Origin of the sequence: Janthinobacterium psychrotolerans (assembly GCF_001677885.1) — a bacterium.
Classification (GTDB): Bacteria; Pseudomonadota; Gammaproteobacteria; order Burkholderiales; family Burkholderiaceae_D; genus Janthinobacterium; species Janthinobacterium psychrotolerans.
This window is the reverse complement of sequence record NZ_LOCQ01000052.1, coordinates 142841-154924: the sequence shown is the minus strand read 5'-3', so window position 1 is coordinate 154924 and position 12084 is coordinate 142841. Positions and strand designations below refer to the sequence as shown.

The window sequence follows — 12084 nt, the reverse complement described above, 5'->3', positions numbered from 1 at the left end:
ACCCTCGTTATTTATTCGTTGAACCAGGAGGGGACTGGGTCAGCGTTGCGCTTTTGCGCGGTGTGAAAAAACGGTAATCAGCAAAATTGATGCGGGCCGAAGCCAGGAAGCACAGCAGCAGCAGGCCCCACGCGCAATCGCGGAAGAAATTCGAGATGTCGAGCAGGTTGAAAGTGCTCGACAGCAGTTGCAGGGCGGTGGCCGAGAAGAACAGGCAGACCATGCGGCCGTAACCGCCTTGCGGACGCACGCCGGCCATCACCGCCACCAGGATGGCGATCAGGAGATACGAGCTGCCGTAGTCGGCTTTGACGCTGGCGGTGCGGGCGGCGATGATCACCCCGGCCAGGCTGGCCAGCACGCCGCACAGGGCGTAGGTGGTGACCAGCATGCGCGTGCCGGGAATGCCGGCGTAGCGGGCCGCCTTGGCGTTGGTGCCCAGCAGGAAAAGGCGGATGCCGAAGGGGCTGTAGCGCAGCAGCCAGCCGATGGCCAAGAGCACCACCATGAAGATAATGAAGGGGATCGGCACGCCGAACAGGTTTTCATTGCCGATCATCGACATCGGCTCGGCGCTGGCCAGGCGCACGCTGGAACCGCGGCTCAACACGACGGCGGCGCCGGTAAAAATCAGCTGGGTGCCCAGGGTGCACAGGATGGGCGTCAGGCCCACGCCGGCGATCAGCCAGCCATTGAGCAGGCCACCGAGCAGGCCGGTGACCAGGGCGACCAGAATGAAGGTGCCGGTATAGCCCCACGGCGTGGCGTCGGCGTCGACCAGCAGCGGCACCACGGTGGCGGCGACCACGCCGGCCAGGTTGGCCATGCCCAGGCCCGACAGGTCGATGCCGCCGTTGCCAGCGATCATGGCCAGCGAGACGCCGATGGCCAGCAGGGCCAGTTCTGGCAGCTGGCTGGCCATCGACTGGAAGTTGTACACGTCGAGGAAGTCGCCATGCGACAGCACGGTCGCGGCAACCAGGATCAGGACGTTAATGCCCACCAAAAAATTCAGCTGTGGGTCGGAAAACTGGCGCTTCATGGCGACTCCAAAAGGTGTTCAAAAAACGTGAAAAACTCAGGCTTTCGCCAGCAGCGCATCGACATCCGCGCGCTGCGGCATCGACGGCGCCGTGCCGGCCCGCGTGACCGAAATGGCGGCCAGCGCGGCGGCGAAGCGGGCCGCTACGCGTGGCGTGGCGCCTTCGGCCAGTGCCGCCGCAAAGCCGCCATTGAAGGCGTCGCCGGCACCGGTCGTTTCCAGCACGGGGCCGGCATTGAACGGCGCGATCAGCACCGATTCGCTGGCGCTGTGCAGCAGGGCGCCTTGCGAGCCGAGCGTGATCAGGGCGCAGCCGACGCCACGCGCCAGAAAAGCGTCGCCGGCGGCGCGCGCTTCTTCCAGGTTGGTGACGGGCAGGCCGGTCAGGATCGCCGCCTCGTGTTCGTTGGGGGTGATGAAGTCGCACAGCGGATAGACGGCGTCGTCAAACGGCAGCGCGGGCGCGGGATTGAAGACGGTGATGGTGCCGGCCGCGCGGGCGATCTGCAGGCCGCGCAGGGCGGCGTCGGCAGGCTGTTCGAGCTGGGTAACAAAGACGCGCGCCTGTTCGATGGCGTCGGCGGCCGCTTCCACGTCGGCCACGCCGATCAGGCTGGCCGCACCGGACACCACGATGATGGCGTTGTCGCCGTTTTTCTCGTTCAGATAGATGAAGGCGGCGCCGGTCGGATGCGTGTCGACCTGGCTCACGCGTGGCGTGATGCCGTCGCCGCGCCACAGGGCCAGCGCATGGTCGCCGAACGCGTCACGGCCCAGGGTGCTGATAAAGGTCACCTCGGCGCCGGCGCGTGCGGCCGCCACGGCCTGGTTGGAACCCTTGCCGCCGGGGCCCATGGCAAAGCCGGAGCCGGCGATGGTCTGGCCCACGCCCGGCATGTGCGGCGCGCGGAAGGCCAGGTCGGCCACATAGATGCCGAGGATGGCGACGCCGCGCTGGTTGTGAACGGCGCTCATTATGCCTCCGGGGCGATCACGCCCTTTTTGAAGACGAAGCAGCCGTAGAAGCGGCGCTCGCCGGTGGCGATCACGCAGTAGGCGGTGCGCGCCACATCATAAAACGCAAAGCGCTCGATCGAACCCATGATGCGCTCGCGCCCTTCGGCGTGATTGATTTCGAGCTGCACTTCCTGCTGCACCGGCAGCACGTTGTCGGGCTCGCCGACCACTTCCATGCGGTGGGCGGCCACCTCGACGGCGGTGTCGAGCGCCATCACGGACAAAATGGCGCGCGCGGCTTCCCTGGTGCCGACGCCGTCGATGCGCAGCACCTTGCCCAGCACCGTCTGGCGGGCCACCGAATCGGCCGGAAAGTTGGCGTCGCACAGGACCAGTTCATCACCGTGGCCCATGGCGCGCAGGGCTTGCAGCACGTCCGCATTCAACAGCGGGTCGATATTCTTTAACATGTTGTCTCCAGACTATTATTCAATGTTGTGCAGTGTTTGCGCCAGCTTGCCCCTCTGCGGAGGCTTGCCTGGCACTGCGGTTACAGTTTGCGCTGATGTCGGTGGTGTTGTCGGATTACGCGCCGAAGGCGCTGATCCGACCTGCGCGACATGATCATTACTCTCCGTAAGGTACCCACACGTTCTTGATCTGCGTGGCGTGGCGCAGCCATACAGGCCCCTCGGCGGCCAAGGCATCGTTCCAGTCGGTGGCCAGGCCGTAGTCGACCAGGGTGCGTTTCAGGTTGCCGGTGGACAGGCGCTCGGCGGTGGCCGACAGGGCCGCGTCGCCAAACGTCCAGAGTGCGTCGACATCGTCGTGTTCGGCCAGGGTCGGCAGCAAAGTAGCCGCCGCACCGGTGACGATATTGATCACGCCGCCGGGCAGGTCCGACGTTTCCAGCACCTGGTAGAAATCGGTGGCGATCAGCGCATGGCGCGCACTCGGCACGACGACCACCCGGTTGCCCATCGCCAGCAATGGCGCGACCAGGCTGACAAAGGCCAGCAGCGGCGACTCGTCCGGGCAGACCACGCCGACCACGCCGATCGGCTCGACCATGGCCAGGGCCACGCCGCGCATCGGCGGTACGTGCACCGCGCCTTCGTATTTGTCGGCCCAGGCGCCATAGGCGAACAGGCGGCTGATCGATTGCTCGACTTCCTTGCTGGCCGCGTCCGTGCTGGCGCCGGTCAGTTCGACCAGGCGCGCGGCAAATTCCGCGGCGCGTGCCGACAGGTTCTCGGCCAGGTAGTACAAGGCTTGCGCGCGGCGGTGCGGCGTGGTGGCCGACCACGATGCGGCGGCATGCGCGGCGGCCACCGCGTTGCGGATATCCTTGCGGTTACCGAGGCCCACTTCGCCGGCCAGCTTGCCGTTGGCGCCGAATACGCCCAGCGATTGCTCGCCGTCGGAACGGGCCTGCTTGCCGCCCACATACAGCTTGGCGGTGCGGTCGACCAGCGGCAGGGAAGCACTGGCTGCCACGCTGTCGACGATGGCGGCGACCGGCTTGTCGTCAGCCGCCTTGCGCGCCACGCGCTTGGCCCAGGCACGCGGCTTCAGGTATTCGTAGCAGCCTTCGCGGCCGCCTTCGCGGCCGAAGCCCGATTCGCGCACACCGCCGAAACCGACGCCGGCGTCGAACAGATTGGTCGAATTGATCCACACCACGCCCGCCTTCAAGGCGGGGGCCACGGCCAGCGCCAGGCCGATGGTTTCGCTCCACACGCTGGCGGCCAGGCCGTAGCGCGAGTTGTTGGCGATCGCCAGCGCTTCATCGTGGGTGCGGAAGGTCATCGCCACCAGGACTGGTCCGAAGATCTCTTCGCTGGCCACGGTGCTGGCCGGATGCACATTGGTCAAGAGGGTCGGCGGGAAGTAGCTGCCGCCGACCGGCATGGAAATGTCGGGCTGGTAGCAGGTGGCGCCTTCCTTGACGCCGATCTCCACCAGCTTGCGCACGCGTTCGTGCTGCGACGGCGCGATCAGGGAACCGATATCGATGGTCTTGTCGAGCGGCGTGCCGGCACGCAGATTGCCCATGCGGCGTTTCAGGCGTGCGTAGAAGTCCTGCGCAATGCCTTCCTGGACCAGCAGGCGGGCGCCGGCGCAGCAGACCTGGCCCTGGTTGAACCAGATGGCGTCAACCACGCCTTCGATGGCGGCGTCGATATCGGCGTCGTCAAACACGATGAAGGGCGATTTGCCACCCAGTTCCAGGGTCAGCGACTTGCCGCTGCCGGCGGTTTTTTCGCGGATCAGGCGGCCGACGTCGGTCGAACCGGTAAACGCGATCTTGTTCACGCCAGGGTGGGCCACGATGGCCGCGCCGGTAGCGCCGTCGCCCGTCACCACGTTCAGCACGCCAGGCGGCAAGCCCGCCTGGGCGGCCAGTTCGGCGAACAGCAGGGCCGACAGCGGCGTGAATTCGGCCGGTTTCAGGACCACGGTATTGCCCAGCGCCAGGGCCGGGGCGATTTTCCACGCCAGCATCAGCAGCGGGAAGTTCCATGGCACGATCTGGCCGATCACGCCGACCGGCACCTGGTCGGCGAATTCGCGTTCCTGCAGTTGCGCCCAGCCGGCATGGTGATAGAAGTGGCGGGCCACCAGCGGCACGTCGATATCGCGCGTTTCGCGGATCGGCTTGCCGTTGTCGAGGGCCTCGACCACGGCAAACAGGCGGGCGTGGCGCTGCACCATGCGCGCCAGGGCGTACAGATGGCGGGCGCGCGCATGGCCGCCGATGGCGAACCAGCTTTCCTGGGCCGCGCGTGCGGCGGCGACGGCCGCGTCAACGTCAGCCTGGGTGCCTTGCATGATGCGCGCCAGCGGCTTGCCGGTGGCCGGCTCGTTGGTGTCGAACAGCGAGCCTGCCGTGGCGGGCGTGAACGCGCCGTTGATGAAATGGCCGAAGCCGTCGCTGTGGCGCGCCAGCCAGGCGCGCGCGTCGGTGTCGCTTTCAGGGGCAGGGCCGTAGTCCATGGTGTCGAAGTATTGTGAAACGCTCATATGAATTATCCGATCGCGTGGCGGTGGAAAGCCGAGTAACGGCCGGTAACGTGGTGTTCGAGCTGGCGTTCGATATCGGCCAGCAGAGACGAGGCGCCGATGCGGAACAGGTCCGGTTCCAGCCACTCGCGTCCCAGTTCTTCTTTCATCAGAATCTGGTAGTTGAGGATGTCCTTGGCCGCCGAGACGCCGCCGGCCGGCTTGTAGCCGACCTTGAAGCCGGTGCGCTGCTCGTAGTCGCGGATCATGCGCAGCATGATCAGGGTCACCAGCGGCGTGGCGTTGGTGCTTTCCTTGCCGGTCGAGGTCTTGATGAAATCGGCGCCGGCCATCATGCAGATCATCGAGGCCTTGGCCACGTTGCGCATGGTTTTCAGTTCGCCGGTGGCCAGGATGGCTTTCACGTGGGCGTCGCCGCAAGCGGCGCGGAAGTCCTGCATCTCGGCGTACAGCGCTTTCCAGTTGCCGGTCAAGACGTGTTCGCGGGTGATGACGATATCGATCTCGGCGGCGCCATCGCGCACCGACGCTTCGATTTCCTTCAGTTTCAGATCATGCGGAATCAGGCCGGCCGGAAAACCGGTCGACACGGCCGCCACCGGAATGCCGCTGCCGTGCAGCGCTTCGACGGCGGTCGCCACGTAGCGGTGGTAGACGCAGATGGCGCCCGTGTGCAGCTGGCGCTCGCCAAAGCCCAGCGCGTCGAGCAGGTCCTGGCGCACTGGCGTGATGGCCTTGGCGCACAGGCGCTTGACCCGCTCGGTGGTGTCGTCGCCCGACAGGGTGGTCAGGTCGATGCAGCTGATGGCCTTCAGCAGCCAGCCCGCTTGCGCGTCTTTCTTGACGGAACGGCGGCCGGGCAGGGTGGCGATGCGGCGTTCGGCAGCCGACAGGTTGACGCGGATATCGTCGAACCAGCTGCTGTCAAACGGCACGCCGGGATTGCGCGCATGGCCGTGGGTGCTGGCCGGCACGATGGCCGGTGCTGCTGCCGATGCAGGCGCAACTGCGGCCGCTGCGGTGCGGGCGGGCGCTGCCGGGGCGACGCGCGGTGATTTGGAGGTAGTTGTCATGGTTGTGGCGACGCCGCGCAGTGGTGCACAGGCCGGTCCGATGGGTGGTGGGCGGTAGGCATAGCTTGAATCTCCGTGAACGCACTGAGCGCGTTTCATTATTGTTACCAAGGGGTGGCAAATGGTTCCAAGGAAAACTCACACATTTGCACAACGGTTTTATGTTACGCCAATAACATTTATTTGTGCAACCACTTTTTTCTAATAACATGCAGATTAGTTGCTGCTACAATCCCTACTTACACGTTATCAAGAGCGAAAGTATCACCATGCGACAAACTGCGGGCGCCAAGGCGCGCCAACTGCGGCTGGAACGGATGCAGGCCCTGGTCAAAAGCTCGGGTCCTGCATTGTTGAGCCGTGTTGCCGAATTGCTCGGCGTGACGGAAATGACGATACGCCGCGACCTGGCAGGCGGCGACAGCACGCTGTCCTGTCTCGGTGGCTATGTTTTGGAAGCAACATTTCCAATTGCTGCGGAAAAATACGTGCTGGCCGAGGAGCTCGACCAGCATACGGTGAGAAAGCGCCTGGCCTGCCAGCGCGCCGCCACCTTTGTCAACGACGGCGACATGCTCTTCATCGATTGCGGCACGACCATGATGCAGTTCGCCTCGGTCTTGCCGGACGATATCGCCCTGACCGTGGTTTGTTACTCCATGAACATTGCCAACATCCTCAGCAAGCGCAGGAACACCCAGCTGATCCTGCTCGGCGGCCTGTTCCAGGCCTCGTCGGAAACCTATTATTCGGAAGAGGCGGTGCAGTACCTGGGCCGCCTGGGTGTCGGCAAGGCCTTCATTTCCGCCGGTGGCGCCGATCCGGTGCGTGGCGTCAGCTGTTCCCATTTTCATGAAGTGGCCGTCAAGCAGGCCGCCATCCGCAGCGCCAGCGAGCGCATACTGGTGGTTGACGAGAGCAAGCTGGGACGGGTGCGTACGGCGTTTTTCAGCCCGCTCGACGTGTTTTCGACCATCGTCGTCGGGGGCGAGCCGGCGCCGGCCGTGCGCGAGCAGTTCCAGGGCTGGCCGCTGGAGATTGCGGCCGCTTAAATACCGTTCAGGGCAGGAAAGCAAGCATGAAGCAAGGACTTATCGCATGGCTGCTGGCCGCGGTGCTGACGGCGCCGGACATGGTGGCGGCGCAGACGCCGCTGCGCATGGTCAGCGAATTCCTGCCGCCGGCGAGCATGATGGAAGGTAGCGTTGTCGTCGGCCGTGAAACGGCCAAGGTGCGCGACCTGCTGGCGCGCGCCGGCATTGCCTACACCATCGAACTGCTGCCCTGGAAGCGCGCCTATGCGCAAGCGCTGCGCGAGCCCGACACCTGTGTGTACTCCACCACCCGCACGCCCGAGCGCGAAGCATTGTTTCGCTGGGTCGGGCCGCTGAACGAAGCCGAATGGATCTTGTACGGGCTGGCCAGCCGCAACTTCAGCTTGCGCAGCCTCGACGATGCGCGCGGGCTGGTGATCGGCACCGTGCTTGGTGACGCGCGCGACGCTTATTTGCGTGCGCGCGGACTGGAAGTGGCGCCCGTCGCGCAGGAGTGGATCAACGCGCAAAAGCTGCTGCTGGGGCGTATCGACTTGTGGGCGGTGGGCATGGCGACCGGCAGCCGGCCGTTCGCCGGCAAGGAGTGGGAGGGCATGGTGGTGCCGCTGCTGACCTTCAACCGCGTGCAGACGTATCTGGCCTGTAACCGGCAGCTGCCGGAAAACCAGTATGCGGCCATGCAGCGCGCCGTGGCGGCCATGCGCCGCGATGGCGCCATGGCGCGCCACGATCTGCTCAAGTAATTAATCCAGCCATACGCGCACGCAATTGCGCCCGTCGCGCTTGGCCTGGTACAGCGCCTGGTCGGCATGGCTGTAGGCGTGTTCAAACGCGGTGCCGGCGCGGTTCCAGCTCACGCCCACGCTGACGGTGACCGGGCGCGTGATCGGCGCCGGCTGCGCGCGCGCGGCGATGGCATCGCAGATATCCTGCGCCACCTGCTGCGCTTCCTGGCGCGAGGAGGTAGGCCAGACCACCGAGAATTCTTCGCCGCCGACCCTGCCGATCGGCGTGTGCTGTCCCAGCAGGTCGTGCAGGCAGTCGACCACCGCGCGGATCACGCCATCGCCGGCCGGGTGGCCGAAGTCGTCGTTGACCTGCTTGAACAGGTCGATATCGAGCACGATCAGCGCCATGTCGCCGTGCGCCAGGCAGTGTGACGCCTGTTCGATCACGGCGCCACGATTGAGCGCGCCGGTCAGCGGATCGTGGGTGGCGCGGTATTCCAGCTGGCCGGCCAGCGCCTGCAGTTCGCGGTTCAATACATGCATGTCGCGCTCGGCGCGGTCGCTGCGGCGTATCAAACGGCGCGTCTCGCGCATCAGGCGTTCGTAGTGGACGATCAATTCACCGAGCATGCGGCGCTGCGCTTCGCCGCTGGCGCCGTCGTCGGCGTGCAGTTCGCGCGCGGCCGCCAGCGCTGCCGCTTCCTCGGTAAACAGATCGGGTTCCAGGCTGGCGGCGGACATCTGCGCACCCATGTGCTAGCCGCCCACGGCGTGGTCGTGGAAGTCCAGCGCCGTGAAGTCCTGCTGCAGTTCCTGGCCAAACTCCAGGATGGTGTCGTCGTCTTCGTCGTGGTACCAGTTCAGGCGCACGCGGTTGCCGTCGATGGCGGCCTGGTTCAGGATGTCGAACAGGGTAAACAGCATCTTGGTGCTGGAGCTGTTGAAGTAGGCCAGCGAGACATGCACGGTAATCTGCGCGTCGTGGCAGGTTTCCACGTAGTTGCGCACGGCGGCGTTCAGCGGCCCGTAAAAGGCGGCCGCGTTTTCGGGGTACGATTCACCCTTGATCGACAGGGTGTGCTGTTCGAAGCGGAAATCGATTTCGGGCGAACTCGGGGTCGCGGCGAGGAACAACGGTGGCAAAGGGGACGGTGATTGCATATGCTTTCCTGGGTCGGCTCTTTCAGATGATGGCTTTGATGCAGAAGATGGTGCTGCCTGGCTCTTGCGGGTCCTGCGCGAACTCGAATTCCAGCGGTTCGCTGGCGTCGCGCGCCAGTGTCAGGAAACCCAGGCCGGCGCCCTTGCTGTCGGACGGCGCTTCCTCGCGCAGCGCCTTTTTATAGGCCAGGCGGATTTCTTCCATCGTCATCGTGTGCAGCGGCTCCAGGCGGCTGCGGATCTGCGCCACGTTCTCGGTCGAGACGGGATTGGCGCACAGCAGGAAAAAACTGTCGCCGCGGGTGCCGATGCAAAACGAGCCGCGTCGCATCTGCTGGTCGAGTTGGGCGTTCGGCGTCAGGCTGTCGGACGAATAGTGCATGACGTTCTGCGACATTTCGATAAACGAGGAAAAGATGCGCCGGCGCGTGGGGCCGGCCGCGCCGGCCGTATCCAGGCGCGCCTTGATGGTTTCGGAAATGGCGCTCACCACGTGCTGCGAAAAATAGCCCGTGTAGAAAAAGATGATATTGCGCTTGCGCGCCACATCCCAAAACTCGTTGAATTCTTGATACAGCACGTCAGTGCTCCTGGAGGGTGATCGCTGCGGTGGGTAAAAGTGACACGCCGGGCTACAGGCGGAAACAGAAAAACGTCAGGTCGTCGCGGCGCGGCTGCTTGCCCTGCCAGGCGCCGAAGTCGTGCAGCAGGGCCGCCGCCACCTCGCCGGCCGGCGCCGCGCGGCGCGCCAGCAATTGCTCGCGCATGCGCCGCTTGCCGTAGGCGATATCGCGCGCGCCACCGATCTGGTCGAGCAGGCCGTCGGTGGTCAGGAACAGCAGGCTGCCCGGTACCACCTCGAGCACATGGTTCTGCCAGGCGTGGCCGGCCGGCGTGTCGACATAGCCGACGCCCATGCGCGCGCCATCCAGGCATTGCACCTCGTCCTGGCCGGGCGCGACCAGGTACAGCGACTGCTTGGCGCCGGCGAAATGCAATTGGCCGCTGGCGTCGTCATGGCAGATAAAGGCGCAGTCCATGCCGTCGTTCGAGCCGGCGCCGGCTTCGACAGTGGCGTCATCCTGGCCCAGCAAGGTCTTGATGGCGCGGCTGACGGCGCCGATCAGGGCGGCAGGGTCGTGCGGCCCGAGGTCGCGCAGCGCCTGGCTCAGGGCGGACGAGGCGATCAGGGTCATGAAGGCGCCGGGCACGCCGTGGCCGGTGCAGTCGGCCAGCGCCGCGAACCAGCCGCCCGCATGGCGCTCGAACAGGTAAAAATCGCCGCCGACCACATCGCGCGGCTGCCATTCCAGATGGGCGTCGGGCAGGGCGGCGCGCAGCTCGGCCGAGGACGAGCGCAGCAGCGCGCGCTGGATCACGCTGGCGTAATCGATGCTGTGCATGATCTGGCGGTTTTTCTCGGCCTGCAGGGTGGCCACCACGTTCATCAGCTGCAGGCCGAAGCCAACCCCGGCCAGCACGCCGTCTTCGGTGATGATGAAACCGTCGGCCAGCGCCTTTTCACCCGCCTCGACGGCGCGAAAAGTCAGGTCCTCGATGCTCATGGCGGCGTCGACGATCAGCGGCTCCTTGTCCATGAAGGCGATGCAGCTCTTCTTGCCATATACCTCGTGATAGAAGGGCTTGGACATCTGCGACATGAAAATATTACGGCTGATCAGGCCGATCGGCCGGTCCTGCTCCGTCACGGGCAAACTCATCATGTCGCGCCGTTCGGTAAACAGTTCCAGCACGGCAAAGTTATTGGCGTCGGCCTGTACCGATTCGGTGGCGATGCACAGGTCGGCCGCAACGGAAGAGCGATAACGGGGAAGATGCAATCGAGAGGCGTTGAACTCCACTGGCGGCTACCTTTACAAGACAATCGGCGCCTGCTTGCCAGGAGCGCAAGGCGGCTGGCAAAAAGGCAATGTCGATATGGTAGCCGCCGAATATGACAGGATGATTACCAGCTTGCCAAACGCTTATTTGAAATGGCTTCACGGCAAGCTTTACAGTCAGGCCAGTGTGCTGGCCAGCGCGCGCGCCTGGGCCAGCCAGCGCTCCCTGTTGGCATCGGTCGAACCGAGCAGCGGGCCGAAGCTGGCCACGCTCACGGGCTTGACGCCGCAAAATTCCAGGGTGGTCTTGCGCAGCTGATGAATGCCTGGCATGCGGTAGACCCAGCGGAAATACCACGGCGGCGTATCCATCGTCACCAGCAGCTGGGCCGTGCGGCCGCTCAGCAGCTGCGCCGGGAAGGCCTTGCCGGGACGGTATTTGAAGGCGTAGCCGGGCAGGAAGACGCGGTCGACGAAGCCCTTGAGCAGGGCCGGTGCGCCGCCCCACCAGATCGGATAGGCGAACACCAGATGCTGGGCCCAGCTGATCGCTTCCTGCGCTGCCACCAGGTCCGCTTCCAGCGGCTGCACCTGGCGGTAGCCCTGGTGCAGGATGGGATCAAAGGCGAGCTGGCCCAGGCGCAGTTCGCGCACCTCGTGGCCGGCGCTGCGCGCCGATGCCAGATAGGCGCCGGCCAGGGCGGCGCAAAAACTGTGGTTTGATGGATGGCCAAGGATGACCAGGATGCGTTTGCGCATGAGGAGCTTTCATGTAGTGAACAGCCGCCATGCTAAAGCCTGCCCCATGGGGCAGAGTCAAGCGCGTTGCAGGCAATCGATGATTTCCGTATCAATGGACTGCAGTTGCGCGTCGAGCCGTTGCAGGCGGGCGATCTCCTGGTGCAATTGCGCGCGCTTGTCGGCGACATGGCGGCGCAGGGCCGCCCAGTCGGTGTCGTCGCCGGCCAGGATGGGCAGCAGTTCGGCCAGCCTGAAGCCCAGCGATTGCGCCTGGCGGATCAACGTCACCTGCGCCAGGTCCTGCTGCGTATAGCGGCGGTAGACACCGGCGCGCCGCACGCCTTTCAGCAGGCCCAGGGTTTCATAGTGGCGCAAGGCCTTGGGGGTGGCGCCGGTCAGGCGCGCCAGTTCTCCGATATACATGCGGTTCCTTTCAGCGTTGCAGCATCTTGGCGCAAGGCT

The 12084-nt window shown here is 65.1% G+C and carries 13 protein-coding genes; 2 read left to right on the top strand and 11 right to left on the bottom strand.

Features of this window, described 5'->3' with window-relative positions; all coding sequences use genetic code 11:
• Positions 1–7 precede the first annotated feature (7 nt).
• The 5 genes from ASR47_RS10545 to deoC form a co-directional block, all read right to left on the bottom strand.
• Positions 8–1042, bottom strand: a complete 1035-nt coding sequence (locus tag ASR47_RS10545) for an ABC transporter permease (RefSeq protein ID WP_065307722.1) — start codon at positions 1040–1042, stop codon at positions 8–10.
• Between the two features lie 36 nt (positions 1043–1078).
• Positions 1079–2017, bottom strand: coding sequence for a ribokinase (locus ASR47_RS10540; protein ID WP_065307721.1), 939 nt, complete (start codon positions 2015–2017; stop codon positions 1079–1081).
• Positions 2017–2469 carry an RbsD/FucU family protein gene (locus ASR47_RS10535; RefSeq protein WP_065307720.1) on the bottom strand — a complete coding sequence of 151 codons (453 nt, stop codon included), beginning with the start codon at positions 2467–2469 and terminating at the stop codon, positions 2017–2019. Before ASR47_RS10535 ends, ASR47_RS10540 begins: the two co-directional genes overlap by 1 nt.
• 157 nt (positions 2470–2626) lie before the next feature.
• A complete protein-coding gene (locus tag ASR47_RS10530; RefSeq protein WP_065307719.1) occupies positions 2627–5023 on the bottom strand; it encodes an aldehyde dehydrogenase family protein in 2397 nt (798 codons plus the stop codon).
• A gap of 5 nt (positions 5024–5028) precedes the next feature.
• Positions 5029–6096, bottom strand: a complete 1068-nt coding sequence (gene deoC, locus ASR47_RS10525) for a deoxyribose-phosphate aldolase (RefSeq protein WP_082988856.1) — start codon at positions 6094–6096, stop codon at positions 5029–5031.
• Between the two features lie 269 nt (positions 6097–6365).
• Between deoC and ASR47_RS10520 the strand changes: the two genes are divergently transcribed.
• Together ASR47_RS10520 and ASR47_RS10515 are read left to right on the top strand one after the other, a co-directional pair.
• Positions 6366–7148, top strand: coding sequence for a DeoR/GlpR family DNA-binding transcription regulator (locus ASR47_RS10520; RefSeq protein WP_065307718.1), 783 nt, complete (start codon positions 6366–6368; stop codon positions 7146–7148).
• A 26-nt stretch (positions 7149–7174) separates the two neighbouring features.
• Positions 7175–7894: a substrate-binding periplasmic protein gene (locus ASR47_RS10515; RefSeq protein ID WP_065307717.1), complete on the top strand. Its 720-nt coding sequence runs from the start codon at positions 7175–7177 to the stop codon at positions 7892–7894.
• On the opposite strand, the gene ASR47_RS10510 is transcribed toward ASR47_RS10515, so the two are convergent.
• The 6 genes from ASR47_RS10510 to ASR47_RS10485 form a co-directional block, all read right to left on the bottom strand.
• Positions 7895–8620: a GGDEF domain-containing protein gene (locus ASR47_RS10510; protein WP_245714318.1), complete on the bottom strand. Its 726-nt coding sequence runs from the start codon at positions 8618–8620 to the stop codon at positions 7895–7897.
• A gap of 15 nt (positions 8621–8635) precedes the next feature.
• Positions 8636–9040 (bottom strand): DUF1987 domain-containing protein, encoded by a 405-nt coding sequence (locus ASR47_RS10505; RefSeq protein WP_065307715.1) that lies wholly within the window; start codon positions 9038–9040, stop codon positions 8636–8638.
• Positions 9041–9062: 22 nt separating this feature from the next.
• The gene (locus ASR47_RS10500; protein WP_065307714.1) at positions 9063–9620 is read right to left on the bottom strand and encodes a SiaB family protein kinase; all 558 of its coding nucleotides are present in this window, start codon (positions 9618–9620) and stop codon (positions 9063–9065) included.
• A 52-nt stretch (positions 9621–9672) separates the two neighbouring features.
• On the bottom strand, positions 9673–10881 hold the full coding sequence (locus ASR47_RS10495) for a SpoIIE family protein phosphatase (RefSeq protein WP_065307713.1): 1209 nt from the start codon (positions 10879–10881) through the stop codon (positions 9673–9675).
• 177 nt (positions 10882–11058) lie between these two features.
• Positions 11059–11640: an NAD(P)H-dependent oxidoreductase gene (locus tag ASR47_RS10490; protein ID WP_065307712.1), complete on the bottom strand. Its 582-nt coding sequence runs from the start codon at positions 11638–11640 to the stop codon at positions 11059–11061.
• Positions 11641–11697: 57 nt separating this feature from the next.
• Positions 11698–12045: a MerR family transcriptional regulator gene (locus ASR47_RS10485; protein ID WP_065307711.1), complete on the bottom strand. Its 348-nt coding sequence runs from the start codon at positions 12043–12045 to the stop codon at positions 11698–11700.
• Positions 12046–12084: the final 39 nt, after the last annotated feature.